At 70.5% G+C, this 24,308-nt stretch carries 26 protein-coding genes; 7 read left to right on the top strand and 19 right to left on the bottom strand.

Features of this window, described 5'->3' with window-relative positions:
- Entirely contained in the window at positions 1–516 is a 516-nt protein-coding gene (locus LJ657_RS29760; protein WP_232651925.1) for a mycothiol transferase, read from the top strand.
- Here LJ657_RS29760 and LJ657_RS29755 read toward each other — a convergent pair.
- Both LJ657_RS29755 and LJ657_RS29750 read right to left on the bottom strand, forming a co-directional pair.
- Positions 498–1,568, bottom strand: a complete 1,071-nt coding sequence (locus LJ657_RS29755) for an adenosine deaminase (RefSeq protein WP_232651924.1) — start codon at positions 1,566–1,568, stop codon at positions 498–500. The two genes, LJ657_RS29760 and LJ657_RS29755, sit on opposite strands and share 19 nt — an antisense overlap.
- Before the next feature lie 49 nt (positions 1,569–1,617).
- The gene (locus LJ657_RS29750) at positions 1,618–2,010 is read right to left on the bottom strand and encodes a VOC family protein (protein WP_232651923.1); all 393 of its coding nucleotides are present in this window, start codon (positions 2,008–2,010) and stop codon (positions 1,618–1,620) included.
- 291 nt (positions 2,011–2,301) lie between these two features.
- Here LJ657_RS29750 and LJ657_RS29745 point away from each other — a divergent pair, with 291 nt between their 5' ends.
- Positions 2,302–3,399, top strand: a complete 1,098-nt coding sequence (locus tag LJ657_RS29745) for a bile acid:sodium symporter family protein (RefSeq protein WP_269787082.1) — start codon at positions 2,302–2,304, stop codon at positions 3,397–3,399.
- Between the two features lie 48 nt (positions 3,400–3,447).
- Complete coding sequence (locus LJ657_RS29740) at positions 3,448–3,906, top strand: pyridoxamine 5'-phosphate oxidase family protein (protein ID WP_232651921.1); 459 nt, start codon at positions 3,448–3,450, stop codon at positions 3,904–3,906.
- A 46-nt stretch (positions 3,907–3,952) separates the two neighbouring features.
- Here the strand turns inward: LJ657_RS29740 and LJ657_RS29735 are convergent, their stop codons facing one another.
- The 6 genes from LJ657_RS29735 to LJ657_RS29710 all read right to left on the bottom strand — a co-directional run bounded on the left by LJ657_RS29735 (position 3,953) and on the right by LJ657_RS29710 (position 9,136).
- Complete coding sequence (locus LJ657_RS29735; RefSeq protein ID WP_232651920.1) at positions 3,953–4,858, bottom strand: aldo/keto reductase; 906 nt, start codon at positions 4,856–4,858, stop codon at positions 3,953–3,955.
- A 147-nt stretch (positions 4,859–5,005) separates the two neighbouring features.
- A complete protein-coding gene (locus LJ657_RS29730; protein ID WP_232651919.1) occupies positions 5,006–5,671 on the bottom strand; it encodes an SRPBCC family protein in 666 nt (221 codons plus the stop codon).
- Complete coding sequence (locus tag LJ657_RS29725; protein ID WP_232651918.1) at positions 5,668–6,030, bottom strand: ArsR/SmtB family transcription factor; 363 nt, start codon at positions 6,028–6,030, stop codon at positions 5,668–5,670. The genes LJ657_RS29730 and LJ657_RS29725 overlap by 4 nt, the downstream gene beginning before the upstream one ends.
- A gap of 101 nt (positions 6,031–6,131) precedes the next feature.
- Positions 6,132–7,454 (bottom strand): aldehyde dehydrogenase family protein, encoded by a 1,323-nt coding sequence (locus LJ657_RS29720; RefSeq protein ID WP_232651917.1) that lies wholly within the window; start codon positions 7,452–7,454, stop codon positions 6,132–6,134.
- 129 nt (positions 7,455–7,583) lie between these two features.
- Positions 7,584–8,780, bottom strand: a complete 1,197-nt coding sequence (locus tag LJ657_RS29715) for an RNA polymerase sigma factor (protein ID WP_232651916.1) — start codon at positions 8,778–8,780, stop codon at positions 7,584–7,586.
- Complete coding sequence (locus LJ657_RS29710) at positions 8,780–9,136, bottom strand: YciI family protein (RefSeq protein ID WP_232651915.1); 357 nt, start codon at positions 9,134–9,136, stop codon at positions 8,780–8,782. Before LJ657_RS29710 ends, LJ657_RS29715 begins: the two co-directional genes overlap by 1 nt.
- A 98-nt stretch (positions 9,137–9,234) precedes the next feature.
- Here LJ657_RS29710 and LJ657_RS29705 point away from each other — a divergent pair, with 98 nt between their 5' ends.
- The gene (locus LJ657_RS29705; protein WP_232651914.1) at positions 9,235–10,281 is read left to right on the top strand and encodes an acyl-CoA dehydrogenase family protein; all 1,047 of its coding nucleotides are present in this window, start codon (positions 9,235–9,237) and stop codon (positions 10,279–10,281) included.
- Positions 10,282–10,387: 106 nt separating this feature from the next.
- Here LJ657_RS29705 and LJ657_RS29700 read toward each other — a convergent pair whose 3' ends face one another.
- The 6 genes from LJ657_RS29700 to LJ657_RS49090 form a co-directional block, all read right to left on the bottom strand.
- On the bottom strand, positions 10,388–11,533 hold the full coding sequence (locus LJ657_RS29700) for an LLM class flavin-dependent oxidoreductase (protein WP_232651913.1): 1,146 nt from the start codon (positions 11,531–11,533) through the stop codon (positions 10,388–10,390).
- Between the two features lie 83 nt (positions 11,534–11,616).
- On the bottom strand, positions 11,617–12,801 hold the full coding sequence (locus tag LJ657_RS29695; protein WP_232651912.1) for an SfnB family sulfur acquisition oxidoreductase: 1,185 nt from the start codon (positions 12,799–12,801) through the stop codon (positions 11,617–11,619).
- Between the two features lie 5 nt (positions 12,802–12,806).
- Positions 12,807–13,361, bottom strand: a complete 555-nt coding sequence (ssuE, locus tag LJ657_RS29690; protein WP_232651911.1) for an NADPH-dependent FMN reductase — start codon at positions 13,359–13,361, stop codon at positions 12,807–12,809.
- A gap of 76 nt (positions 13,362–13,437) precedes the next feature.
- Positions 13,438–14,655 carry an acyl-CoA dehydrogenase family protein gene (locus LJ657_RS29685; protein ID WP_232651910.1) on the bottom strand — a complete coding sequence of 406 codons (1,218 nt, stop codon included), beginning with the start codon at positions 14,653–14,655 and terminating at the stop codon, positions 13,438–13,440.
- Positions 14,656–14,685: 30 nt separating this feature from the next.
- Positions 14,686–15,807 carry a dimethylsulfone monooxygenase SfnG gene (gene sfnG, locus LJ657_RS29680; protein WP_232651909.1) on the bottom strand — a complete coding sequence of 374 codons (1,122 nt, stop codon included), beginning with the start codon at positions 15,805–15,807 and terminating at the stop codon, positions 14,686–14,688.
- 110 nt (positions 15,808–15,917) lie between these two features.
- The gene (locus LJ657_RS49090) at positions 15,918–15,995 is read right to left on the bottom strand and encodes a putative leader peptide (protein ID WP_353962852.1); all 78 of its coding nucleotides are present in this window, start codon (positions 15,993–15,995) and stop codon (positions 15,918–15,920) included.
- A gap of 144 nt (positions 15,996–16,139) precedes the next feature.
- On the opposite strand from LJ657_RS49090, the gene LJ657_RS29675 reads away from it, so the two are divergent.
- Complete coding sequence (locus tag LJ657_RS29675) at positions 16,140–17,051, top strand: LysR family transcriptional regulator (protein ID WP_232651908.1); 912 nt, start codon at positions 16,140–16,142, stop codon at positions 17,049–17,051.
- Positions 17,052–17,062: 11 nt separating this feature from the next.
- Here the strand turns inward: LJ657_RS29675 and LJ657_RS29670 are convergent, their stop codons facing one another.
- Entirely contained in the window at positions 17,063–17,227 is a 165-nt protein-coding gene (locus LJ657_RS29670) for a DUF8839 family protein (RefSeq protein WP_505016522.1), read from the bottom strand.
- Positions 17,228–17,462: 235 nt separating this feature from the next.
- Here LJ657_RS29670 and LJ657_RS29665 point away from each other — a divergent pair, with 235 nt between their 5' ends.
- On the top strand, positions 17,463–17,906 hold the full coding sequence (locus tag LJ657_RS29665; protein WP_232651906.1) for an SPW repeat protein: 444 nt from the start codon (positions 17,463–17,465) through the stop codon (positions 17,904–17,906).
- 76 nt (positions 17,907–17,982) lie between these two features.
- Here LJ657_RS29665 and LJ657_RS29660 read toward each other — a convergent pair whose 3' ends face one another.
- The 3 genes from LJ657_RS29660 to LJ657_RS29650 form a co-directional block, all read right to left on the bottom strand.
- Positions 17,983–18,753, bottom strand: coding sequence for an ArsR/SmtB family transcription factor (locus LJ657_RS29660; RefSeq protein ID WP_232651905.1), 771 nt, complete (start codon positions 18,751–18,753; stop codon positions 17,983–17,985).
- A gap of 345 nt (positions 18,754–19,098) precedes the next feature.
- Entirely contained in the window at positions 19,099–19,656 is a 558-nt protein-coding gene (locus tag LJ657_RS29655; RefSeq protein ID WP_232651904.1) for a GNAT family N-acetyltransferase, read from the bottom strand.
- A 131-nt stretch (positions 19,657–19,787) separates the two neighbouring features.
- On the bottom strand, positions 19,788–21,242 hold the full coding sequence (locus LJ657_RS29650; RefSeq protein ID WP_232651903.1) for an APC family permease: 1,455 nt from the start codon (positions 21,240–21,242) through the stop codon (positions 19,788–19,790).
- Between the two features lie 158 nt (positions 21,243–21,400).
- On the opposite strand from LJ657_RS29650, the gene LJ657_RS29645 reads away from it, so the two are divergent.
- Positions 21,401–22,585 carry an ROK family transcriptional regulator gene (locus LJ657_RS29645; protein WP_232651902.1) on the top strand — a complete coding sequence of 395 codons (1,185 nt, stop codon included), beginning with the start codon at positions 21,401–21,403 and terminating at the stop codon, positions 22,583–22,585.
- A gap of 207 nt (positions 22,586–22,792) precedes the next feature.
- Here the strand turns inward: LJ657_RS29645 and LJ657_RS29640 are convergent, their stop codons facing one another.
- Entirely contained in the window at positions 22,793–24,247 is a 1,455-nt protein-coding gene (locus tag LJ657_RS29640) for a M6 family metallopeptidase (protein WP_232651901.1), read from the bottom strand.
- Positions 24,248–24,308: the final 61 nt, after the last annotated feature.

The raw sequence follows: 24,308 nt of genomic DNA, 5'->3' as shown, positions 1-24,308 counted from the left end.
ATGCATGCCAAGGACATCCTCAGTGACGGGTTCAGCCGCATCCAGGAAGAGGTCCGCGCCGTCGTCGACGGCCTCGGCTCGGACGCGCTCAACGCCCGTCCCACCGCGGACACCAACTCCATCGCGTGGCTGGTCTGGCATCTCGCCCGGGTCCAGGACGACCACGTGGCCGACGCCTTCGGGCTCGACCAGGTGTGGCTCACACAGGACTGGGAGAAGCGCTTCGGGCTGGACCTGCCACGCGGCGACATCGGGTACGGGCACAGTTCCGCGAAGGTCGCCGAGGTGCGGGTCGACTCCGGTGATCTGCTGACCGGCTATTACGACGCCGTGCACACGCAGAGCCTGGGCGTCCTGCGGGAGCTGGCGGCCAAGGATCTGGAACGAGTCGTCGACGAACGCTGGGATCCCCCGGTCACCCTGGGCGTGCGGCTGGTGAGCGTCCTGTCCGACGATCTTCAGCACGTCGGACAGGCCGCCTATGTACGAGGGCTGCTTCAGAGCGCGGCTTCGTAGCCCGGCAGGACGACGTCCTCGATGAGGGCCTTGCGCTCGTCGAACGGGATGAACGCGCTCTTCAGGGCGTTGACCGTGACCGTGCGCAGGTCCTCGACCGTCCAGCCCGCCTCCTCCACCAGCACGGACATCTCGCGGCTCATCGTGGTGCCCGACACCAGACGGTTGTCGGTGTTGAGGGTGACGCGGAAGCCGAGGTCCTTCAGGGCGGTGATCGGGTGCTCGGCGATCGAAGGGGCGCACCCGGTCTGGAGGTTGGAGGTCGGGCACATCTCCAGGGCGATACGGCGGTCCCGGACCCAGCCCGCGAGCCGGCCGAGCTTGCCGTCGACGATGTCCTCGGTGATGCGCACACCGTGGCCGAGGCGCTGGGCGCCGCACACCTGCAGGGCCTGGTGGATGCTGGGCAGGCCGAACGCCTCGCCGGCGTGGATGGTGAACGGGACAGTCTCCCGGCGCAGGTGCTCGAAGGCGTCCAGGTGGTCGGCGGCCGGGAAGCCGTCCTCGGCGCCGGCGATGTCGAAGCCGACGACACCGGCGTCACGGTAGGCCACGGCGAGGTCGGCGGCCTCTCGGACGCGGTCGAACATCCGCATGCCGCACAGCAGGGTGCCGACACGGACCGGGGTACCGGCCGCGGCCGCCTTGGCCATACCGGCGGCGAGACCCTCCTGGACGGCCTCGACGACCTCGGGCAGGGTCAGACCACCGTTGGTGTTCAGCTCGGGGGCGTAGCGCACCTCGGCGTAGACGACACCGTCGGCGGCCAGGTCGAGGACGTACTCCTCGGCCACGCGCAGCAGGCCCTCACGGGTCTGCAGCACGGCGAGGGTGTGCTCGAAGGTGGCTATGTAGCGCACCAGGTCACCGGAGTTGGCGGCCTCGAAGAACCAGGCGGCCAGCTCGTCCGGGTCGGTGGCGGGCAGGGTGTGGCCGACCGCATCCGCGAGTTCCACCACGGTGGCGGGGCGCAGGCCGCCGTCGAGGTGGTCGTGCAGGACGGCCTTGGGCAGACGGCGGATCACTTCGGAGTCTATGCGCGTAGCAGTCATGGCGAGGTCTTTCCTTGAGCGATGGTTCAGAACGGCGGGAGGAGGGTCGTCAGCCGGCGGGCTGGAGCAGGTCCCAGCGGTTGCCGTACAGGTCCTGGAAGACGGCGACCGAACCGTACGGCTCGTGGCGCGGCTCCTCCAGGAAGGTCACACCGGCGGCGAGCATGCGGGCATGGTCGCGGGCGAAGTCGTCGGTGTGCAGGAAGAAGCCGACGCGCCCGCCGGTCTGGTCCCCGACCCGGCCGCGTTGCGCCTCGTTCCTGGCCCGGGCCAGCAGCAGGGCCGTGCCCGGCGCCTCGGTTCCGGGCTGGACGACGACCCAGCGGGAGCCGTCCGGGCGCGGCGCGTCCTCGACGAGCCGGAATCCGAGTGCCTCGGTGTAGAAGCGGATCGCCTCGTCATAGTCGTCGACGACGAGGGTGACCAGGGCGATGCGTCTCATCGGGGCCTTTCGCGGAGTCGGAGAGGGTGGTTGACGGGTGAGGTTATACGTAAAACCTGGGGTACGCCAGTCGGCCTCTGTCACCGCCTTCGTCTACAGTTCAGAAGACCGTCTACATGGCTGTAGACGCTCGGCTGCGGCATCCCGTCGCGCCCGCGCCCACCACACGAAAGAGGCAGCCCACGATGACCACAGGGCCCCGCGCACACACGCATCAGAGCACCCCCGTGCGCCGATTCGCGATACCAGCGCTCCTTCCTTGCCCCACTCCCACGACGGAAGAGCGCCGCCATGTGCCCCCGACCCGCGAAGACCACAGCCGATCACCAGCCGCGACCGCCGCGGCGACCTCGCGTGTACACCCTGATCCGCCGCCATCTCGGCGCGGCGATCGCCCTGGCCTACGCCGCCGCGGCGCTGCTGCCCGCTCCCGGCCTGTGGCTGCGGCACCCGCACCCGATCGGCGTCCCCGGCCTCGCTGAACTCCCGCTGAGGACACCCCAGTTACTCCTGGCGCTCGTGGTGTTCAGTGCCGGACTCCAGGTGCCGCTGCGTGAGCTGCGGCAGCTGCTGCGGCGCCCGGCCGCTCTGATCGCCGGGCTCGCGCTGCACGTGGTGGTTCCGCTGCTGATCGTCCCCGGGGTCGCGTTCGCGCTGCGGCACTCCCCCGACCAGGACGGCGGCAGCGGCATGGTCGCCGCGATGATCCTGATCGTCGCGATGCCGGTGGCGGCCGGGGCGACGGTGTGGACCGCCAAGGGGGACGGCGACCAGCCGACGGCCGTCGGACTCGTCCTCGCCTCCACACTGGTCAGCCCGCTGACGGTGCCGCTCACGCTGGCGGTGCTGTGCCCGCTGCTGCGCGGCGAGTACGCGGGCCGGCTGGCCGACGCGGCGCAGACCGCCGGGCACGCCTTCGCGCTCACCTCGGTCGTGCTGCCCTGCGGCGCGGGCCTGCTGTGCCGGCTGGTGTTGCCCCGGCCAGCCTCGGACGGGCTCGTCGGCGCCGGCGTCGCCGTGGCACTCCCTGCCTCGCTGCTGCTGACCTACGTCAACGCCAGTGGCGTGCTGGGGCCGTTCCTGCGTCATCCGCGTCCGGTGCTGCTGGCGGCCGCGCTGGCCGTCGCGGCGACGGTGTGCGGACTGTCCTTCGCGCTGGGACGGATCGCCGCGCACATGCTGGGGCTGGATGCGAGAGCCGGCGCGTCCGTGACGCTGGCCTGCGGGATGAACAACAGCAGCGCCAGTGCCGTGCTCATCACGACGACGCTGCCCGACCGGCCGCACATCCTGCTGCCGGTGCTGGCTTACGGGCTGTTGCAGAAGGTGGCGGCGGGGCGGGTCGTGCGCGGGCCCGGTCCCCGGAGAGGAGGAGGCCGACAGACTTAGGGCTGCGGCCCGAGGTGCGATCCCGGACGGGCCGGTAGCGTCCCGGACATGAAGATCACCGAGCCGTCCCGCGGCCCTGAGCAGCGCAAGCAGGACGTTCTGGGCCGACTGACACGGGAGTCGGACATCTGGGTCGCCACCGCCGACGAAGGCGGGCTGCCGTGCCTGGTGGCGCTGTGGTTCGCCTGGGACGGGGAGTCGGTCTGGATGTCCACCCGGGTCACCAATCCCACGGGCCGCAATCTGTGCGACGGCGGGCGGACCCGGCTGGCGCTCGGCGACACGCGGGACGTGGTGCTGATCGACGGGGAGGTGGATGCGTTCACCGCACAGGGTGCGCCGGCCGCGGCGGTCGACGCGTTCGTGGCGAAGACGGGGTGGGATCCACGCAGGGACAACTCGTCGTACGCCTTCTTCCGGGTGCGCCCGCGCGGCGTGCAGGCGTGGCGCGGGGTGCACGAGCTGCCGGAGCGGCATCTGATGCGGGACGGTGTGTGGGCGGTCTGAGACGACCGGGCAGAGCGGTGAGGGGCCCGGCAAGGGTCTCTCGACCTCAGTCGGCCTTGGTGTGCAGGGTGTTGAGTCGCTCCAGTTCGTCGGCCGTGAGGCGGAGCACACCGGCGGCCACGTTCTCGGCGAGGTGGTCGGCGTTGCCGGTCCCGGGGATGGCCAGGACGTGCGGTCCCTGATGCAGCGTCCAGGCGATGCGGACCTGGCTGGGGCTTGCGTCATGGGCGCGGGCGACGGTGAGCACTTCCTCGTCGTACGTGGTGCTCGCGCCCATCGCCCCGCCCTGGCCCGCGACGGCGAAGAACGGCACGAAGGCGATGCCCTGCTCGCCGCAGATGCGCAGTACCTCGTCGGTGGCGGGGTCGCGGTGATCGAGCCCATAGCGGTTCTGCACGCACACCACCGGCGCGATGGCCTGCGCCTCGGCGAGATGCCGGGGCTCGACGCCGGAGACGCCCAGGTGCCGGATCAGACCCGCCTCGCGCAGCTCGGCCAGCGCGCCGAAGTGCTCGGCTATCGAATCCTGCTCGGTGCGGCGGAAGTTGACGACGTCGAGGTGGTCGCGGCCGAGCTGGCGCAGGTTCTCCTCCACGTGGCCGCGCAGCTGGTCGGGGCGGGCAGGGGAGCCCCACTCCCCGTGGTGGTCGCGGTAGGGACCGACCTTGGTGGTGATGACGAGTTCGTCCGGGTACGGGGCCAGCGCGCCGTTGATGATCTCGTTGGCCGACCGCAGCCGGGAGAAGTAGAAGGCGGCCGTGTCGATGTGGTTCACACCGAGCTCGATCGCCTTGTGCAGCAGGGCGATCGACCGTCCGCGGTCGCTCGGCGTCCCGTGGTGGAACGCGGCGCTGCCCGTCAGCCGCATCGCTCCGAAGCCGATGCGGTTGACGGTCAGGTCGCCGAGTTTCCAGGTTCCCGCGGCGTTGGCGGTGATCGCTTCAGAGGTCATCGGCGGAGTCTCACACGGGAAGGGCGCCCCGCCGCGGGGACTTTACGGATATGTGTATGAGTCGAGGGCGATGGTCGGCAGCGGAGGCGCGGGGAGTCGTCAGGACGCCTCCGGGACGCGGCGGGACCGGGACCGGATCCGCTGGGGTCAGCTCGCGTCCTCCTGGCCCGGGTCCCCGCCCTCCCCCGCTCCCGTGTAGGCCGCCGTGGTCCGGTCGGCCGCCTCACGTGCCGTTTTCTCGTCCTCGCCGCCCGCGACGTTCGCCGCGTACCAGGCTTCGCTACTGGACGTCATGAATCGGCGGCCCTCGTCCGAGCCCATCCAGCCCATGAACTTCTTCGGGTCGACGGCAGCGCCGCCGCTCGCGAGGTGGAGGGAGAGACCGCGGACCATCAGGTCCCATCCCACGCCGACCGCACCCGGGCCGAACTCGGCCCACTTCGTGTCGTCGACGTGGGCGATGTGCTCCAGCTGGAAGCGTGTGCCGCCCTCCTCGGAGGTCAGGCGGAGCTCGATCCAGCTGACCTCGCCGCCGTACTCCCACGTCGCGGAGAAACTCTTGGGCGGGTCGCAGCGCTCGATCACACCGCCCGCATTGCCCTGGAGCTGGTAGCGGCCCCCCAGCCGCAGTTCTCCCGTCACCGGCAGGAGCCAGCGGGGGATGCGCTCGGGGTTCGTACAGGCGTCCCACACGTCGTCGAGCGGGGCGTCGTAGGACCGGGTCACGGTCACCACGCGTGCCTCGCCCGCCTTGAAGGTGCGCTTGCCGACCTGCCGGCGCACGGCGCTGATGTCATGTGTCACGTCGGTCATGGGGTGCTCCTCGGGGTTTCGTCGGCATCCCGGAGTCGGCGCGCGCGCTTGCCGCGAGCCAGCTCGGTGGCCAGGGCGTCCAGATGCGGGGTCCAGAAGCGGCGGAACCGGTCCAGCCAGGCGTCTATGTCCTGCAGCGGCCCGGCATCGACCGCGTACAGCCGCCGGGTTCCTTCGGGGCGCACGGTCGCGAATCCGTTCTCCCGCAGCACCTTCAGATGCTGCGACACCCCGGGCTGCGAGATGCCGAACTCCTCCCCGATGACCTCACAGAGCGCACCCGAGGTCATCTCCCCGCCGGCCAGCAGCTCCAGGATCCGCCGGCGTACCGGGTCTCCGAGCACATCGAAGGCGTGCATGCGGCAACTATATCAGTGAACCCTTATATAAGTGGTAGCCGATATTATGCCGCGGACAACGCCCGGCCGCGTGGCGCGGCCGGGCGCTGTCCCCGCCGGATTCAGCTCAGCGGCTTCTGGAGCACCGCCTTGCGGTGGCTGAACGTCTCGATCGAGTAGCGGCCGTGGTAGCTGCCCATACCGCTCTCCCCCACACCGCCGAACGGCAGGTCGGAGACGGTGAGGTGGGCGAGCGGCAAGCCGTGGCCGAGGCCGCCGGAGGACGTCTCGGCGGCGATCCGGCCGCGGGTCCCCTCGGACTCGGAGAAGACGTACAGGGCGAGGGGCTTCTCGCGGTCGTTGATGAAGTCGATCGCCGCGTCGAGGTCGGGCACGGTGACGATCGGCAGGATCGGCCCGAAGATCTCCTCCTGCATGACGGGCGACTTGGGGTCGACGTCGGCCAGGACGGTCGGTGCGATGTACTTCTGCGTACGGTCGCCGCCACCGCCGACGACGACACGGCCCGAGTCGAGCAGGCCGGCGAGCCGGTCGAAGTGCCGTTCGTTGACGATCCGGCCGTATTCGGCGGACACGGACGGGTCGTTGCCGTACAGGGCCTCGACGGCGCGGGCGAACGCGGGCTCCAGGGCGGCGGCGGTGGCCGGATCGGTCAGGACGTAGTCGGGGGCGACACAGGTCTGGCCGGCGTTGAGGAACTTGCCACGGGCCAGCCGGTCCGCGACGACGTCGAGGTCGGCGTCGCGGTCGACGAACGCCGGGGATTTCCCGCCGAGTTCGAGGGTGACCGGGGTGAGGTGTTCGGCGGCGGCGCGCATGACGATCCGGCCGACGGCGCCGTTGCCGGTGTAGAAGATGTGGTCGAAGCGCTCGGCGAGCAGGGCCGTGGTCTCAGGGATGCCGCCCTCGACGACGGCGACCGCGTCGGTGTCCAGGTGGGCGGGCAGCAGACGGGCGAGCGCGGAGGAGGTGGCGGGGGCCAGTTCGCTGGGCTTGGCGACCACCGCGTTGCCCGCGGCGAGTGCGCCGACGAGCGGGGCGAGCAGGAGCTGGGCGGGATAGTTCCAGGGGGCGATGACCAGGACGACGCCGAGCGGGTCGTACTGCGTCCAGGCGCTCGCGTCCGCGCCGAGGTGGGCCGGGACCGGGGCGGGTTCGGGGCGCAGCCAGTCCGCGAGGTGGTCGAGGGCGTGGTCGATCTCGCGGATCGTGAAGTCGATCTCGGTGCGGTGCGCCTCGGTGGAGCTCTTGCCCAGGTCGGCGTGGAGGGCGGCGGCCAGGTCGGGGCCGTTCTCCGTGAGCAGTTCGCGCAGGCGGCGCAGCTGGGCGGTACGCCACTCGACGGGCTTGGTGCGGCCGGTACGGAAGGTGGCGCGCAGCCGGGCCACAACGTCGGCGGGCTGCTCGGGGATGGAGTGGGTCACGGTGCCTCGCTGCTGGAACGGTCAAGGTCGGGTCAGTCAGGTGTATATGGCAACCTTTCATACACCAAAATAAATTCCGGCGCCGCCGGGCTACTTTCCGCCGTGGACCCTCACCCGCGGGTGAGCCCGTCACATACGGCCGAGTTCCCGCCGCCGCCGTTCGAGGAAAGCACGCTCCTGCGCACTCTCCGAGCGTGCGATGGCCGCCTCGTACGCCCGTACCGCCTCGGTGTCCCGGCCCAGGCGGCGCAGCAGATCGGCGCGGACGGCGTGGAAGACGTGGTAGCCGTCGAGGTCCAGCGCGTCGACGAGTTCCAGGGCTTGGCGGGGCCCCTCGGTCTCAGCCACGGCGACCGCCCGGTTCAGCGCCACGACGGGGCTCGGCGCAAGGGCCAGCAGCTGGTCGTACAGCTGCCGGATCTGGCCCCAGTCGGTGGCATCCGCCGTGGCCGCATCGCTGTGGACGGCCTGGATCGCGGCCTGGACCTGGTACGGCCCCGGCCGGCTTCGGCGCAGACAGCGGCGCACCAGCGACTGGCCCTCGGCGATCAGCTCCCGGTCCCAGCCGCCGCGGTCCTGCTCCGGCAGCGGCACCAGTGCCCCGTGCACGTCCAGCCGTGCGGAGCGCCGGGAGTCCACGAGGAGCATCAGCGCGAGCAGGCCGGTGACCTCGGGCTCGTCCGGCATCAGCTCGGACAGGAGGCGGCCGAGGCGTACGGCCTCCGCGCACAGCTCCGGGGCGCCGGTGTAGCCCTCGTTGAAGATCAGGTAGACGACGGCCAGGACGCCCTGCAGCCGGTCCGGGAGGTCGGCGTCGCGCGGCACCCGGTACGGGATGCGGGCGTTGCGGATCTTGGCCTTGGCGCGGACGAGGCGCTGGGCCATCGTCGGCTCGGGCACCAGGAAGGCGCGCGCGATCTGCGGTGTGGTGAGCCCGCCGAGCAGGCGGAGGGTCAGGGCGACCTGCGCCTGGGGGGCGAGCGCCGGGTGGCAGCAGGTGAAGATCAGGCGGAGCCGGTCGTCTCCCACGGGGCCCTCCTCGGCCGGTGCGTCGGGGGTGTGCAGCAGGGCCGCCTCGGCGTGGCGGGCCTCGCGGAGGGACTCGCGGCGCAGCCGGTCGATCGCCCGGTTGCGCGCGGTGGTGATGATCCAGCCGGCCGGGCTCGGCGGCACGCCGGTCTCCGGCCAGCGCCGCACGGCCGTCATGAAGGCGTCCTGCACCGCTTCCTCGGCGAGGTCGATGTCGCCGAGGAAGCGGACGAGGACGGCGACGGCGCGGCCGTACTCCGCACGGAAGACGGCCTCGACGTCGACGGCAGGAGACATCATTCCTCGGCCTGGTGCATGAACGGGCGCACCTCGACGGGCAGGGTCGTCGCCCGGGTCGCCTTCCTGCCCCATTCCAGGGCCGCGTCCAGGTCGGGGGCCTTGATCAGGCAGATGCCTCCCAGGTACTCCTTGCCCTCGGCGTACGGCCCGTCGGTGACCAGGACGTCACCGTCCCTGGGCCGCAGCACGGTGGCCGTCTCGGGGCCGTGCAGCCCACCGGCGAAGACCCAGGCGCCGGCCTCGCGCAGTTCGGCGTGGAAGGTGTCGAGGTTGCGGACGATCTCCGCCATGGCCTCGGGCCCGGGCGGCGTTCCGTCGGCCGGTGTGATCACGCTGAGCAGGTAGTACTGCATGAGGTCCTCCTTGGCACAGTGTCGTTCTCTCACCTCCTACACGAACGGCGCACCCCCGGATCGACACCGCGCATGACGACATCGGGAGAATCTTCTGCATGGCCGCCGCACCGCACCCCCTCGTCTCCACCGCCCAGTCCCTCGCCGACAGCCTCCTCGCCCCGAACGCGTCGCGAGTCGACCAGGAGGAGGTGCCCGCAAGTCATGTCGAGGCCGTCCGGCGATCGGGGCTGCTGGGCGTGAGCGCACCGCGGGAGTACGGCGGGGCGGGCGCCCCCGACTCGGTGGCGCGGGAGGTCCAGCAGATCCTGGCCGGCGCGTGCTGCTCGACCTGGTTCGTGCAGACCCAGCACCACACGCCGGTGCGCCTGCTGGCGAAGTCCGAACTCCCGGTGCGGGAGCGGCTGTTGGGCCCGCTGGCGTCCGGTGAGCTGCTGGCCGGGATCGCCTACGCCCATGTCCGTGCCTTCCCCCGCGTTCCCGTCCGGGCCACGGCGGAACGGGACGGTTGGCGCTTCGACGGCACGGTGCCCTGGTATACGGGCTGGGGCCTGAACGACGTGATACTGCTCGCGGGCGTGACCGACTCCGACGAGATCGTGTTCGCGTTCGCCGACGCCCGTGAACAGCCGGGACTGCGCGCCTCGGAGCCGATGCGGCTGGCGGCACTCACCGCCGCGCGCACGGTCTCGCTGGACCTGGACGGCCTGTGGCTGTCCGAGGAGAGCGTGGTGCTGCGCACCCCGCAGGAGAAGTTCGCCCTCGTCGACCTGCCCCGGAGCACGAACACGTCCCCGGCCGTCTTCGGGGTGGCGTACGCCGCGCTGCGCGTGCTGGAGGACACCGGAGAGGCGCAGACCGCCCAAGGGCTGCGCGGCCGCCTCGACGAGGTGCGGCGACTCGCGTACGAGCTGGCCGATCACCCCGTCCCGCACGAGCGCGTCGCGGAACGGCTGGCCCTCAAGACGCAGTCCTACGACCTCCTGCGGGCGGCCACGACCGCGGCGGTCGTGGCCGGGGGCGGCCGCGCCATGGACGTACGCCACCCTGCCCAGCGACTGGCCCGCGAGGGGATGTTCCTGCTGGTGCAGGGGCAGACGTCGGTGGTTCGGCGGGCACACCTCGACGCGCTGGCGGGGATCTGAGGGGAGCGGTGGGCTGGTGCTGTGTGACATCCCACCGGCAGTGCCATGTGACATCCCACCGGCAGTGCTATGTCACATTCCACTTGGCGTGGTATATGACATAGCACTAGCTCGCGAACGGCACCTGCGCCAATGGCGCAGCCTCCGTCCCGAACGGATGCCTCCACACCCCCTGCTCCGCCAGTCGCGGCAGAACCCCCTCGCCGAACCAGTAGGCCTCCTCCAGGTGCGGGTAGCCGGAGAGTACGAACTCGTCGATGCCAAGGGCGTGGTACTCCTTGATCCGCTCGGCGACCTCGTCGTGGCTGCCGACCAGGGCGGTGCCCGCACCGCCGCGAACCAGGCCGATGCCCGCCCAGAGGTTGGGGTGGATCTCCAGGCCGTCCCGGTTGCCGCCGCCGTGCAGGGCGAGCATCCGCTGCTGTCCCTCGGACTCGCTGCGGGCGAGGCCGGCCTGAACGGACCGCACGGTCTTCGGGTCGAAGCCGTCGAGGAGCCGGTTCGCCTCCGCCCACGCCTGCTCGGACGTGTCGCGGGTGATGACGTGCAGCCGGATGCCGAACCGCAGGGTGCGCCCCTCCTTGGCCGCGAGCCCCCGGATCCAGGCGATCTTCTCGGCGACCTGCGCGGGCGGCTCGCCCCAGGTGAGGTAGGTGTCGACGTACTTGGCGGCGACCTCGCCGGCGATGGGCGAGGACCCGCCGAAGTAAACCTCGGGGACCGGGTCCGGCACCCTGGCCAGCTTCGCGTCCGCGACCTGGAGGTGCTCGCCGTGCAGGTCGACGGTCTTGCCCTCCCACAACCCCCGTACGATCTCCAGGAATTCGCCGGTACGGCGGTAACGGGCGTCCTTGTCGAGGAAGTCGCCGTAGGCCCGCTGCTCGTGGCTCTCGCCGCCCGTGACGACATTGAGGAGCAGCCGTCCGCCGCTCTGCCGCTGGAAGGTGGAGGCCATCTGGGCGGCGAGGGTCGGCGAGACGAAGCCGGGACGGAAGGCGACCAGGAACTTCAGCCGTTCGGTGTTCTGGCTGACCATGGCGGTGGTCAGCCACGCGTCCTCGCACCAGGCGCCGGTCGGGGTGAGCGCACCCACGAAGCCCAGGTCCTCGGCGGCACGGGCGATCTGGCTCAGATAGGCCACCGTCGGCGGCCGGTCCCGGCCGGAGACGGTGGCGGGGGTGCCGTGGCCGCCGCCGACGACGTGCCGGCTGTCGCCGTTCGTGGGCAGGAACCAGTGGAAGGTGAGGGACACGTGGGGTCTCCGATCAGAGGTGTCGCAGATGTCGCTGGTGTTACTGGTGTCGCTGATGTCGCCAGCTGCTAACGCTGCTGTCGCTAGAGGAGGCCGTGGCGGGGCGGGCGGGTGCCGTTCAGCACGTGACGGCCGATGTGCTGGATCTTCCAGCGGGCCGGGTCGTGCAGGGTGTGCGTGCGGGCGTCGCGCCAGTGCCGGTGCAGGTTCGGAGAGTTGAGTGCTGACCGGGTGCCGGACACCTCGAACAGGGCGCTCGCCACCTCGACCGCCGTCTGCGCCGCCTGGACCTTCGCGGCGGCGACCGCGAGGGACGCCTCGGCCGCCGTGTCGTCGGTGAGATCCGTGCGCGCCGCGTCGACCGCGCGGGCGGCTTCGCGGAGCAGCGCCTCGGACGCCCGTACCTGGACGGCGAGTTCGCCGAACCGCTGGATCAGCAGCGGATCCTCGGCGGCTGTGTCGACGCCGCTCTCGAACCAGGGGCGGCTCTTGGTGCGGACGAACTCGGCGGCTTCGGCGAGCGCTCCCCCGGCGATCCCCGCGTCGATGGCCGCGTGCAGCAACTGGGCGACAGCACCGTGCAGTTGCGGCCCCCGGAAGGTGAGGTGGTGCGGGAACACACGGTCGGCCGGCACCTCGACAGCCTCCAGGCGCACGGTTCCGCTGGCGGTCGTGCGCTGCCCCATGCCGTCCCAGTCGTCGACCACCGTCAGGCCGGGGGCGTCCCGGGGGACGTACGCGACATGGAGGTTGTCGTCCTCGGCGCGGGCCAGGACCGGGATCCAGTCGGCGAAGAGCGCCCCGGTGGAGTAGTGCTTGACTCCGGCGAGGAGGAAGGAGCCGTCCGGCTGGGGTTCGAGGCGGGTGCGGATGTCCTGGACGTGCTTGGTGCCCGCCTCGGACTGGGCGTTGCCGAAGCGGCGGCCTGCGAGCAGCTCGGCGAAGAAGAACTTCCTCTGGTCCTGCGTACCCTGACGGCGGATCACATTGACGTAGGCGAAGTGGCTCTGCGGGATCTGGGCGAGGCTGCCGTCGGCCGAGGCGAGCAGCCGGAAGATCTCGGCGAGGGTCAGCGCTGTGACATCAGCGCCGCCGTGCTCGGCGGGCACGGTGACGGCGAGCAGTCCGGAGGCGGACAGCCGGTCCAACTCCTCGCGTGGGAGCCTGCGTTCGGCGTCTCTGGCGGAGGCGCCGGTGCGGAATTCCGCGGCCAGGGCGGCCGCGGCCGCGAGGGCCTCCGCGTCGTCGGCGATGACGTGGGCGGACATGGCGCTCAGCTCGCCGCGGCCAGGAGCGGGGTACGGCCCAGGGCCGTGGAGAACTGGTCGACGACCTGCGCGAGGGCCTCGGTGGCGGTCGGGGTGACGGTCAGCGAGCCGTCCTCGTGCACGGTGATGTCCTTGTCGAGGGTGAACCAGCCCTGCACGATGTGGCCGGCGCCCATGGAGCTCAGGACCGGGCGCAGGGCGTAGTCGATGGCCAGGACGTGGGCGGTGGAGCCGCCGGTGGCCAGCGGCAGCACGGTCTTGCCGGCCAGGGCGTACTGCGGGAGCAGGTCCAGCAGCGCCTTGAGGACGCCGGAGTAGGACGCCTTGTAGACGGGAGTGCCGACGACGACGCCGTCGGCCCGCGCGAACAGTTCGGTGGCCTCGACGATGGATGGGTGCCGGAAGTCGGCGCCGAGCAGGGCCTCGGCGGGGATGGTGCGGACGTCGAGCGGGATCACCCGGTGGCCCTGGGCGATCAGCCGCTGGTCCAGGTGGCGCAGCAGACGGTTGGTGCGGGAGGAGGCGGAGGGGCTGCCGGAGACGGACAGGACGGTGGCCATGGGTCCTCTTTCGGGGGTGCGTCCTCTGTGGAGGAGGCGGGGCGCCCGTGCGTGGCGGGCGCGCCGGGGGAAGCGGTCAGGAGTACCAGGTGGGTTCGGGCAGTTCGCCTTCCAGGACCCAGCGGCCGACCTCGCGGCGCTTGTAGGCGACGGGGTCGTGCAGGGTGTGGGTGCGGATGTTGCGCCAGAACCGGTCGAGGCCTTCGGAGGTGGCGGTGGAGCGGGCGCCGGTGACCTCGAAGATGCGGTTCGCGATCTCCAGGGCGACGTCGGTGGCGCGTGCCTTGGCGGCGGCCACCCGCACCTCGAAGTCGCCGCGGGTCTGCTCGGTGACGGCGTCGGGGTCGTCGTGCAGCTTCTGCCCCTCGGCGGCGACGGCGTCGGCGAGTGCCTCGGCTGCCCAGAGCTTCGCGGTGAGGTCGCCATAGGCGTCGATGACGTGCGGTTCGTCGACCGCGCGTTCGTGGCCGCCGTGCAGCCAGGACCGCGCCTTGGTGCGGGTGTAGGTGGCCGCGGTCTCCAGGGCGCCGCCCGCGATGCCGAGGTAGAAGTTGACGAAGACCAGTTGGATGGTGGGGACGTTGAGGGTGTTGTACGTCCGCGGCTGGAACTGCTTGTCGACATAGCCGGCCGCGGAGGCCCACGGTGTGCGTACTCCGTCGAGGGTGACGCCGCCGCTCTCGGTGAGGCGCTGGCCGATGTTGTCCCAGTCGTCGTGGAAGGTCAGTCCCTCGCTGTCGGACGGCACGATGGCGAAGACGTGGTTGTCGGTGCCCTCCAGGACGCCTTCGAGGACGGTGACGTCGGAGACCTTGCTGCCGGTGGAGAAGGACTTGCGGCCGGTGAAGACGAGGTCGTCGCCGTCCTCGCTGACGATCACGTCCTTGTCGCGGGGGTTGACCGCTCCCCCGAAGAACCAGCGGTCGCGGCTCGCCTCGGCCTCCACGTGTTCCCACTGCTCACGGGTGCCGACCAGGCGGGCGGCCCAGAACCAGAGGTAGTGGTAGCCGAGGAGCTGGCCGATGGAGCCGTCGGCCTTGGCGACCTCGCGGACGACGCGGTAGGCGGTGGGCCACTCCTGGCCCGCGCCGCCGTGCTCGGTGGGGCCGAGCAGGGTGACGAGGCCGGCGTCCTTCAGCAGTTGGACCTCGGCGTACGGGGTGGCTCCGGCGCGGTCGCGTTCGGCGGCGTCGGTGGCGAGGACGGCGGCGACCTCGGCGGCGCGGGCGATCCAGTCCTGGGCGGTCCCCGGGGCGGGGAGAGTGGTCCAGTCGGTGGGCGTGGCGGTGCTCATGCTGATGGCCTCTTTCGCGGTGGGGGGCGGTCAGGCGTGAACGGCGACGGGCTCGGGCTCCGTGTCCGGTAGCCCGGCCTCAAGTTCACGCACGAGCGGCAGCACACGCTTGCCGAAGTACTCGACCTCCTCGTGGTAGTGCAGGAAGCCCAGGAGCAGCAGGTCGACGCCGAGCTTCTTGTAGGCGACGATGCGCTCCGCGATCTGCTCCGGGGTGCCGATTAGCCCGGTACGGAAGCCGTCGTTGTACTGGACCAGGTCCTCGAAGGACGAGTCCTGCCACATGCCCTTCTTGTCGGCGGTGGACTGTCCCGCCTGCTTCACCGCGGCGCCGAAGCCCTCGACGGCCTCGGTGTCCGCCTCGGCGACGATCTCGCGGAGCGTCTCGCGGGCCTCGGCCTCGGTGTCACGGGCGATGAGGAAGCCGTTGAGGCCGAACCTCGGTGCCGTACGTCCGACTTCGGCGGCGGACTTCCGTACGTCGTCGATCTGCTCGGTGACCCCGTCGAAGTCCTTGCCGTTGGAGAAGTACCAGTCGGAGACCCGGCCCGCCATCGCGCGGGCGGCGCTGGAGTTGCCGCCCTGGAAGATCTCCGGGTGCGGGCGCTCGGGGGTGTTGAGGGGCTTGGGCTTGAGGGAGAAGTCGCGCAACCGGTAGAAGTCGCCGGAGAGTTCGGTGTGGTCCTCGGTCCAGATCTGGCGCAGGGCGCGGATGAACTCCTCGGAGCGGCGGTAGCGCTCGTCGTGTTCCAGCCAGGGCTCACCCAGGGCGGTGAACTCGCCCTTGAACCAGCCGGATACGACGTTGACGGCGAAGCGGCCGTTCGAGAGGTGGTCGGCGGTGGCGCCGAGCTTGGCGAGGACGCCGGGGTGCCACAGGCCGGGATGGACGGCCGCGATGACTTTCAGGCGCTGGGTGGCGAGGAGCAGGGCGAGGCTGAAGCTGGTCGACTCGTGCTGGTACTCGGCGCCGTAGCTGGCCATGTAGCGGACCTGGCTCAGCGCGTAGTCGAAGCCGTTGTTCTCGGCGAGGACGGCGAGTTCGCGGTTGTACTCGTATCCCCAGTCGGTGCGCTGCTCGATCTTGCTGGTGACGAGTCCCCCGCTGACGTTGGGGACCCAGTAGGCGAATTTCACGGGCGCGGCAGGCATGCGTGACTCCTGTTGCGGAATGTTTCCGGGCACGCCGAATTCAAGAGGTGCGCGGGCACGGCGAATTCAGGCGGAGAAAGGGAAAAGGGCGGCGGATCCAGAGAGGTTGATCAGGCCGCGGGGCAACAGGAGGCGCTGGAGACGCGCGCGAGGTCGACATGGCGTCGCCGCGTGAGGTCCAGTCGCATCTTCATGCCGTCGATCGTGGCAGTCGGCGCCGCGGGCCGTCAAGGAAAACCCGACCGGTCTCGTATCCCGGACCATTGAATTTCACGAAGGTGTGACAGGGAAACCCTTGAACACACCGTGAAACGGGCCGCATTCTGCTGGACGTGCGGACGGAACAACTGGAATACATCGCAGCCGTCACCCGCCTCGGTTCGCTGCGCCGGGCCGCGGAGGAACTGCGCCTTTCGCAGCCCGCGTTGAGCGAGACGGTACGGAATCTGGAACGCGAACTGGGAGTCGACCTGCTGGAGCGCAAGCGGTCCGGGGCGACGATGAGCGCTGAAGGGCAGGAACTGCTGCCGCGCATCATCGATGTGCTGGACGCGGTGGACCGGTTGCGGTCGGCGGCGGGCGAGCAGCACCGCATCAGCCGGATGGTGCGGGTGGGCACGGTGAACGCGGCGACCGTGCCGCTGCTCATTCCGGTGGTCCGCGAGTTCCGGGCGGCGCATCCGCTCACCCAGGTCGAGGTGGTCGCCGCCCAGCAGACGGAGATCCACCGGGCCCTGTCGGAGGGTGGTTTCGACCTCGGTCTGGTCAACCATCTGGACGGCGACGACGTGCCGGCCGGCTTCGAGTCCACCGAACTGCTGAGCGGGCGGCCGGTGGTGTGCGTGCGCCCCGACAGCCCGCTCGCCTCGCTCACCGCCGTGACGGTGGACGACCTGCTCGCCCAGCCCGTGATCGCGATGCGCTCGGGCTACGTCATGCACCGCTACGTTCACCGGCTTCTGCAAGGCCGCGGCCCGTCCTTCTCGTACTCCACCGACGGCGCCGAGATGGGCAAACTGATGGTCGCCGAGGGGCTCGGCGCGACGGTCCTGCCGGACTTCAGCGTCATCGGGGATCCGCTGGAACGGCAGGGCACGATCACCTACCGGCCGATCACCGGCGACACGACGCGTGTGCTGCTGATGCTGCAGCGCCGGCGGGCCGAGTCGGTGCCGCGGGCGGCGCAGGACCTCTACGAGGTGTTCGTACGCAGGGCGCGCGAGTTGGGCGGCTCTCCGCCGTGACCGGGCGCCGGTCAGTCCTCGTCGGCCGGAACCACCACGAGGAACGCGTCCGACTTGAGATCCATGATCACCGTCGCGGGCCGGCCCTCGGCGCGGCACCGCGCCGCGTACTCCTCTGCCGGCCACGATCCGCGCGGAGCTCCCGCAGGAAACCGCCCCAACACCTTCGCGCCCATAGCGGCAGCCACCTCCACCTGCGACATGCGGTTACGTCCCTCTACGGTCCGCATGCCCGCGATCCGCGCAGACATGTACGGGAGACGGGAGGGTGCCCCTCGGGCGCCCTCGCGCCTCTCGCAACCCGCCGACCACTACACATAAAGATGAAATAAGCGCAGAATGTACTTACGCGGCGCTTACCCGCATACCGCAACAGACGCGGTCAGGCCTGCGAGTCAAAGGAGACGAGTCATGGCCAACGTCTCGCCCACCAGCAGGGGGGACATCTCCACCCACCCTGATGTTTCCGAAATGCGGGATCGCTATGCCCGCATGCTTGGCGGTCGCGATGTGACGCTCTTGGACGGACCGGTGTTCCTGCTCGGTCTGTACTGCGCCGTATCCCCGTGGATACTCCACTACACGACGAGCCAGCCCCCGCTCGTGACGCACAACCTCGTCGTCGGCATCGCCATCGGCCTGCTGGCCCTCGGATTCACCCGGGCTCCCGAGCGCATGTACGGCCTCAGCTGGGCGTTCTGCGCGGTGGGCATCTGGATGATCATCGCACCCTGGGTTGTCGGGACCAGTCCGGACGCCGGTGTCGCCCTCAACAACATCATCATCGGCGGGCTCGCCGTGATCCTGGGGCTGATGTGCGCCGGTACGGCGGCGAGGAGCGCCCCCATGCCATAGGAACGGTTCAGGAAAGGACGGCATGGCGGCCGGTCCGCGGTTCTCGCGGACCGGCCGTCCCGCGTTCCGCCGCCCTTCAACGACCTCGGACCGACCAAGGCTCCTGCGGCAGCGGACTGCCCGTCTCCAGCAGCGACTTGAGGTTCGAGAGCACCGCCGGCCAGCCGTCGGAGACATCGGACAGCGCGCCCTCGTCCCAGAGGTCCTCGTGGGTGACGGTGAGGCGGACGATGTCCTCGTGCGGCGTGATGTCGAAGGTCACCCGGGAGTACTTGTCCTCCTGCCCCTCGTTCTCGGGGTCGATCCAGGTGGTGACCAGCCGGGTCGGGTGGTCGCTCTCCACGACGGTGCCGACGACGTCGGCGATGCCGGAGCCGTCCGTACGGACGTGTTCCCAGCGTGAGCCCTGCCGCCAGTCCGATTCGTTGCGGTGGCCCCAGTAGGCGGCGGTCAGGTCCGCGTCGGTGAGCGCCTCCCAGACCTTCTCGGGCGTGCTGCGGATGTAGGTGACGTACACGAATGTGGGCCTGTCGCTCATGGCGGCTTCCTCGGCTCGTCGTTTCACGGCGCTCAGCGCGCTCAGGCGCGGGCGCTCGAACTTGTCGATCCACCGCTCCTGGATCTCGTGGAGCGGGACCGGGTTGAGGTAGTGCAGCTTCTCTCTCCCCCGCCGCACCGTGCCGACCAGGTTGGCGTCCTCCAGAACAGCCAGATGCTGGGTCACCGCCTGGCGCGTCATGGCGATGCGCTCGCACAGCTCGCCGAGCGTCTGGCCGTTCTGTTCGTGCAGCCGGTCCAGCAGCCGTCTGCGGGTCTCGTCGGACAGCGCCCTGAAGACCTTGTCCATCCCGGAGCCACTCCCTGATCGCACACTCAACGTTATGCAGGCAATTACTTGCATGTCAAGGATGACGGAAGCCGGACCGGCTACGGCCGGCTGAACGGCCTTTCCGCCGTCCTTCGGCCGGACGGCCAGCCGTCGCCGTGGGCCGACCAGGTCCGGGCCCCGCAGCCCTGCGACGCGCCGAGGGCTGCGACTGACGCCTGCCGAGGCCGACCCCGTGCGCCGGAGCGCTCGACTCGGTCACTCCCCGGCGCGCACGGGTGCGCCGGGCGAGGGTTCGACTCGCCGCAGACACATGCCGGTTCGCGGGCGATGCCGAGCACCGCGATCAGTGAGCTCCGGCCCTGTTCACCGGTCCCGACGCGACACCTGGCTCACGGAGTCGCCGTGCGGCAACGACTCCCCGGCGGCCGACCCGGCACGGAACGAGATCCACACGTCCGGCGTGTGGTCGGGCCGGTCGGGTACCGGTCGGGTCTCCTCCGACCAGGCGTCCGGGGCGAGTTCGGCAGCGACACGGCGCCAGAAGCGGACCGCGGGCTCGTTCTCGTACTGGAAGGCGATCTCCCAGGATCCGGGGTGCCTGCCCACGATCTCGCGCACCGCCCCGCTACCGAGGCCCTCACGGCGCACACCCCGTACCACGAAGAAGCTGTTCATGACGCGTGTCGGCCCGTCGATCCCCCGGACGAACGCGAACCCGACGGGCCGTTCCTCGCGGACGAACAGGTACGGCACCCAACCGGCCTCGGTGAAGGCCGCGTCGAGGCGCTCACTGCGGAAGGTCCCGTCGGGGTTGGGCAGGACACCCATGAAGCCCGAGAGGTCGTGACGGAACATCAGCCACAGACGCTCCACGGCGGGGCGGTCATCGGCCGTGGCGAGACGAAGGGACATGTCGGACATGATGGTTCCTCTGCAGGGGAGTGGTCGGATTCCGGACATGAGAAAAGCCTCCCTGGCGGACATGTGTCCGGCCGGAGAGGCTTCACGAATGACGAAACTCTAGCGCAGGTACAGTAGTTGCGGCGGCCTTTTCACGCCCCCGCGGGCTCCGCGTCCGACACCTCCGCGGCCAGGTAGTCCTCCGCGATCTCCTTCGGGCCGAACGGCCACACCTTCTCGAAGCGTGCCCAGAGCACGTACGCGATGCAGCCCAGCGCCAGCCAGGCCAGCGACCACTCGATGGGATGGCGGCCAGGAGAGTTCTTGTCCGCATAGCCGTAGATCACGCACCAGCCGACGAAGGCGATGATGCCCGGCACCGGGTAGAGCCACATGCGGTACGGCCGGTGCAGGGTCGGCCGGCGCCTGCGCAGCACCGTCAGCGCGATGATCTGGGCCAGCGCCTGCACGATCACCATCACCGTCGTCAGCAGCTGGATCAGTGTCGCCAGGTCCGTGTGCCGGCCGATCAGGAAGCCCACGGCCGTGATCACGCCCATGGTGGCGAGACCCAGCATCGGGAACCTGTGCCGGGGATGGAGCTTGGCGTAGGGGCTGAAGAAGACGCGCTCGCGGGCCGCGTCGTACGGCACTCGCGAGCCGCCCAGCAGGCCGGTGAAGACGGAGGCGAAGGCCGTGATCAGGATGAGCACCGTGACGGTGTCCGCCGCGCCCCTGCCCCAGGTCTTCTCCAGGACCGCCGAGGCCACCGACGTGGACGCGATGTCGTCCGGGTTGGTCATGCGGTGCCAGTCGATCACGCCGAGCGTGCCGATCTGCAGCAGCAGGTAGATCGCCATGATGCCGAGGATGGAGAAGATGATCGAGCGCGGCAGGGTGCGTCCGGGGTCCTTGATCTCTGCGCCCATGTAGGCCGTGGTGTTGTAGCCGAGGTAGTCGTAGATGCCGATGGTCAGGCCGCCGGCGAAGCCGAGCCAGAAGTGGCTGCCGCCCAGGTCGAAGGCGTGCGCCGGGTAGGTGAAGGCGAGGTGCGTGCTGAAGTCCGTGGCGGCGGCCAGGATGACCAGCACCACCGAGGTGATCATGACGGCCCACATCACGGCGGTGATCCGGGCGATGTGCTCGATGCCCCGCCAGAGCAGGATCACGACCAGAGCGATCACGCCGAGGCCGATCAGGTCGCCGGAGGTCTGCCCCAGGTGGGGGGCGAGATAGCCGAGGTACTGGACGAAGCCGACCACGCCGGTCGACATGATCAGCGGGATGAACAGCATCGCCGTCCAGACGAACAGGAACGGCATGAGCCGGCCCGTGCGGTACTGGAATGCCTGGCGCAGATAGACGTAACTGCCCCCGGAGCCGGGCATTGCCGCGCCCAGTTCGGCCCACACCAGTCCGTCGGCGAGCGCGAGCAGCGCCCCGGCGACGAAGCCGATCACGGCCTGCGGGCCACCGAACGCGGCGACCATGAGCGGGATCGTGACGAACGGCCCGATGCCGCACATCTGGCTCATGTTGATGGCGGTGGCCTGGAACAGACCGACGCGACGGACGAAACCACCCGTGGGTGGCGGACTACCTGACATGAGGACTCCTGAAGCACCGTGCGCTGGGCTGCCGTTGGCCGGCCTCGGCCGGCCGGGCTCGCCCGGCGAGGCTGTTGGCCGATAAAGTTAAGGAGCCTTACTTGATGCGTCAAGAGGTCCCATCGGACGGCCCCCCTCGGATACGTGAGAATGGTGCGATGCCCGCCAGTGACGCCGTGGTCCAGCAGGAACAGCCCTGGAACCGCCAACGGCTGCGCAGCACCAACGAGCGGCTGCTGCTCGACCGGCTACGCAGCGGCGGCGCCGCGTCGCGCGCCCAGCTGGCCCGTGAGACCGGCCTGTCCAAGCCGACCGTCTCCAGCGCGCTCGCCGCGTTGGAGACGGCCGGGCTGGTCCACGAGGTCGGCACCCTCGCCCCGCAGCGGGGCCGCACCGCCGTCCTGTACGCGCCGGACCCGGCGGCGGGCTACGCCCTCGGCATCGACGTGGGCCGCAGCTGGCTGCGGGTCGCCGTCGCCGACCTGGACGGCACCGTCGTCGCCCGCTCCGACGTGCGCAACCGGGCCCGCAGCTCGGGCGCGATGGCAGACCTCGTGGTGGCTACGGCCCGCCAGGTGGTCACCGGCTCGGGCGTGGCCGCGGACGGGGTGGTGCACGCGGTGGTGGGCACGCCGGGGGTGTACGACGAACGGCAGCGCCGAGTGCGCTTTGCGATGCACCTGCCAGGCTGGGGGCGCGCCGGGCTCTTCGACCGGATGCGCGAGGAGCTGGGCGTTCCGCTGGAGGTGCACAACGACGCCAATCTGGCGGCGCTCGGCGAGTACACCTACGGCGTCGGCGCGGGCAGCCGGCTGTTCGCCTACATCCTGATCGGCACCGGTCTCGGGATGGGCGTGGTCAGTGAGGGGCGGCTGTTCACCGGGGCGCACGGGCTGGCCGGGGAGATCGGATTCCTGCCCTGGCCGGGGCAGCAGAAGCCGGAGCGGCTGGAGGACGCGGTGTCGGGGGTCGCCGTGGTGGAGGCGGCGCGCCGGTTCGGCATGAACGGGCAGCTCACCGCGAAGGCCGTGTTCGACGCGGCCCGGCAGGGAAACGACGCCGCGGTCAAGGCGGTTCGGCTGGAGGGCGAGCGGATCGCGCACACGGTGGCCGCGGCCGCGGCCGTGCTCGACCCGGATCTGGTGGTCCTGGGCGGCGGGGTGGGCCACAGCGTGGACCTGCTGCTCCGCCCGGTGCGCGACCGCCTCCGGTCGCTCACTCCTCTGCGGCCCAAGGTCGTCCCCAGCCGGCTCGGCGAGGACGCGGTGCTGCTGGGCGCGGTGGCCACAGCGCTCGGGACGGCGCGGAACGTGGTGTTCGAGCGCCGGTCGGCCGCGCCCTGACCAACTCGCATACGGAACGCGGTGATTGGCAGGGGCCAGTCGGCGCCCCTGGCGTGACTCAGGTCAGTTCTGACCGTCACCTGCCGTACGGCGGATCTGCACGGGCCGATGCCGGAGGTGCGGGTCTCCGGCTGGAACGCGCCGGAGCGGACGGTCCCGGCCGGATGACCGTGCGGGGCCCGGCGCGGAAACCGGGCCCCACGGGCGTCAGCTGACGTTGAGCGCCGTGTCGTCGATGACGAAGGAGGTCTGCAGCGTGGAGCCCTCGGTGCCGGTGAACTTGAGGGTGACGGTCTGGCCCGCGTAGCTCGCCAGACTGAAGCTGCGTTGGGTGTAGCCGCCGGCGGCGTTCAGGTTCGAGTACGTCGCCAGTGTGCCCAGCACCGTCCCGGAGCTGTTGAGCACCTGGACCTTGAGCGTGTCGTACGCCGTACTGGTGCTGGTCTCCGCCGTGTCGACGTGCAGATAGAAGCTGAGCGCGGCGGTGGTGCAGCCGGACGGGATGGTCACCGGCTGGGAGAGCGTGTCGGTGGTGGCGGTGCCGTAGCCGTCCAGCCAGGCGTAGTACGAGCCCGTACGGGCCGACTCGCTGCTGGAGTTGGTGATGACGCCACTGGAGCCGCTCCAGGTGGTGTTGCCCGACTCGAATCCGTTGTTGCCGAGGAGTTGGGCTGCGGTGCAGGTGCCGGAACCGCCGCCGCCGTCGCCGCCGCCGCTGCTGCTGCCGTCCCCGGCGAGCCAGGCGGTGGCGTTGAGGGCGAGGGCGGCGTTGGTGGCACTGGTGTCGTTCCAGCCGTCGTAAAGAGTGTTGCCGGACTGGCCGGTGCCGTCGTCGATCGGCGAGCTGTCGCCCCAGAAGGCGACCCGTCCGCTGCCGAAGGTGCTGGTGAGGAAGAAGGCGCCGGTGTTGCCGGAGTAGCCCGTGCGGTAGAGCAGGCCCTTGACGGCGGAGTTGTCCGAGGGTTTGAGCGTGGCGGTGGTGCCGTTGGCGATGAGGCTCTTGGTGACGGTGCCGAAGGAGCCGTGCAGCACGGGGTTGCTGCTGTCACTGATGGCGGCCGGGTGGTCGGAGCTGATGTTGAGCGAGTCGATGGAGAAGCCGAACGGGTCGGTCGAGTCGACGCTGTTGTTGGTCATCAGGTCGTTGAGGATCTCGACCGCGTCCTCACCGTCGTTGTTGCGGTCCGCTCCGGTGTGGTCGGAGATCATGAACAGTCCGCCGCCGTTCTTGACGAAGGTCATGATCGCCGTCTTCTCGGCGGTGGTGAAGAGGGTGTTGGGCTCCGGCAGGACGAGGGTGTCGAAGTTCGACAGGTCCGTGGAGGACGAGCCGCCGTAGGTGAGGGCGCCGGTGGCGGTCTTGAGGCTGTAGCTCCCGGTCTTCTGCAGGGCGACACCCCACGAGGACAGCGCGCCCGTCCAGTCGGTCTCGGAGGACGGGGACGAGTCCTGGGCCAGCGGGTCGGGCTTGCTGGTGGAGATGATCCAGTCGGCGTTGCCGGCCTCTTCGGCATGGCCGTCGTCGAACAGGACGCGGTGGGTGGTGGCCGCGTGGGCGGGCGTGGCGACGACCGTCGCCTGAGCGGCCGCGGCTGCGGTGAGCAGGCCGAACGCGGCCAGGGCAGTGGTGAGTCTTCGGCGGGATCTGGTGAGTTGGAGCATCCGGCGTACCTCCGTGTGGGGTTGGGGAAGAGCGGGCGGTGCGGGGCCGGACCTACGCGCG

It is taken from the genome of Streptomyces guryensis (genome assembly GCF_021261325.1).
Classification (GTDB): domain Bacteria; phylum Actinomycetota; class Actinomycetes; order Streptomycetales; family Streptomycetaceae; genus Streptomyces; species Streptomyces guryensis.
The sequence above is the reverse complement of the archived record's forward strand: the minus strand, read 5'-3'. Positions and strand labels throughout refer to the sequence as shown.

Bases quoted from the DNA above. Each gene is read 5' to 3' on its own strand.
- LJ657_RS29755 (WP_232651924.1), bottom strand. From the start codon at position 1,568: ATGACTGCTACGCGCATAGACTCCGAAGTGATCCGCCGTCTGCCCAAG.
- sfnG (WP_232651909.1), bottom strand. From the start codon at position 15,807: ATGCCTGCCGCGCCCGTGAAATTCGCCTACTGGGTCCCCAACGTCAGC.
- LJ657_RS29710 (WP_232651915.1), bottom strand. From the start codon at position 9,136: ATGCAGTACTACCTGCTCAGCGTGATCACACCGGCCGACGGAACGCCG.
- LJ657_RS29750 (WP_232651923.1), bottom strand. From the start codon at position 2,010: ATGAGACGCATCGCCCTGGTCACCCTCGTCGTCGACGACTATGACGAG.
- LJ657_RS29665 (WP_232651906.1), top strand. From the start codon at position 17,463: ATGGCCAACGTCTCGCCCACCAGCAGGGGGGACATCTCCACCCACCCT.
- LJ657_RS29655 (WP_232651904.1), bottom strand. From the start codon at position 19,656: ATGTCCGACATGTCCCTTCGTCTCGCCACGGCCGATGACCGCCCCGCC.
- LJ657_RS29760 (WP_232651925.1), top strand. From the start codon at position 1: ATGCATGCCAAGGACATCCTCAGTGACGGGTTCAGCCGCATCCAGGAA.
- LJ657_RS29730 (WP_232651919.1), bottom strand. From the start codon at position 5,671: ATGACCGACGTGACACATGACATCAGCGCCGTGCGCCGGCAGGTCGGC.
- LJ657_RS29660 (WP_232651905.1), bottom strand. From the start codon at position 18,753: ATGGACAAGGTCTTCAGGGCGCTGTCCGACGAGACCCGCAGACGGCTG.
- LJ657_RS29640 (WP_232651901.1), bottom strand. From the start codon at position 24,247: ATGCTCCAACTCACCAGATCCCGCCGAAGACTCACCACTGCCCTGGCC.
- LJ657_RS29645 (WP_232651902.1), top strand. From the start codon at position 21,401: ATGCCCGCCAGTGACGCCGTGGTCCAGCAGGAACAGCCCTGGAACCGC.
- ssuE (WP_232651911.1), bottom strand. From the start codon at position 13,361: ATGGCCACCGTCCTGTCCGTCTCCGGCAGCCCCTCCGCCTCCTCCCGC.
- LJ657_RS29705 (WP_232651914.1), top strand. From the start codon at position 9,235: ATGGCCGCCGCACCGCACCCCCTCGTCTCCACCGCCCAGTCCCTCGCC.
- LJ657_RS29735 (WP_232651920.1), bottom strand. From the start codon at position 4,858: ATGACCTCTGAAGCGATCACCGCCAACGCCGCGGGAACCTGGAAACTC.
- LJ657_RS29695 (WP_232651912.1), bottom strand. From the start codon at position 12,801: ATGTCCGCCCACGTCATCGCCGACGACGCGGAGGCCCTCGCGGCCGCG.
- LJ657_RS29670 (WP_505016522.1), bottom strand. From the start codon at position 17,227: ATGGGCGCGAAGGTGTTGGGGCGGTTTCCTGCGGGAGCTCCGCGCGGA.
- LJ657_RS49090 (WP_353962852.1), bottom strand. From the start codon at position 15,995: ATGCGACTGGACCTCACGCGGCGACGCCATGTCGACCTCGCGCGCGTC.
- LJ657_RS29715 (WP_232651916.1), bottom strand. From the start codon at position 8,780: ATGTCTCCTGCCGTCGACGTCGAGGCCGTCTTCCGTGCGGAGTACGGC.
- LJ657_RS29725 (WP_232651918.1), bottom strand. From the start codon at position 6,030: ATGCACGCCTTCGATGTGCTCGGAGACCCGGTACGCCGGCGGATCCTG.
- LJ657_RS29745 (WP_269787082.1), top strand. From the start codon at position 2,302: ATGTGCCCCCGACCCGCGAAGACCACAGCCGATCACCAGCCGCGACCG.
- LJ657_RS29650 (WP_232651903.1), bottom strand. From the start codon at position 21,242: ATGTCAGGTAGTCCGCCACCCACGGGTGGTTTCGTCCGTCGCGTCGGT.
- LJ657_RS29740 (WP_232651921.1), top strand. From the start codon at position 3,448: ATGAAGATCACCGAGCCGTCCCGCGGCCCTGAGCAGCGCAAGCAGGAC.
- LJ657_RS29685 (WP_232651910.1), bottom strand. From the start codon at position 14,655: ATGAGCACCGCCACGCCCACCGACTGGACCACTCTCCCCGCCCCGGGG.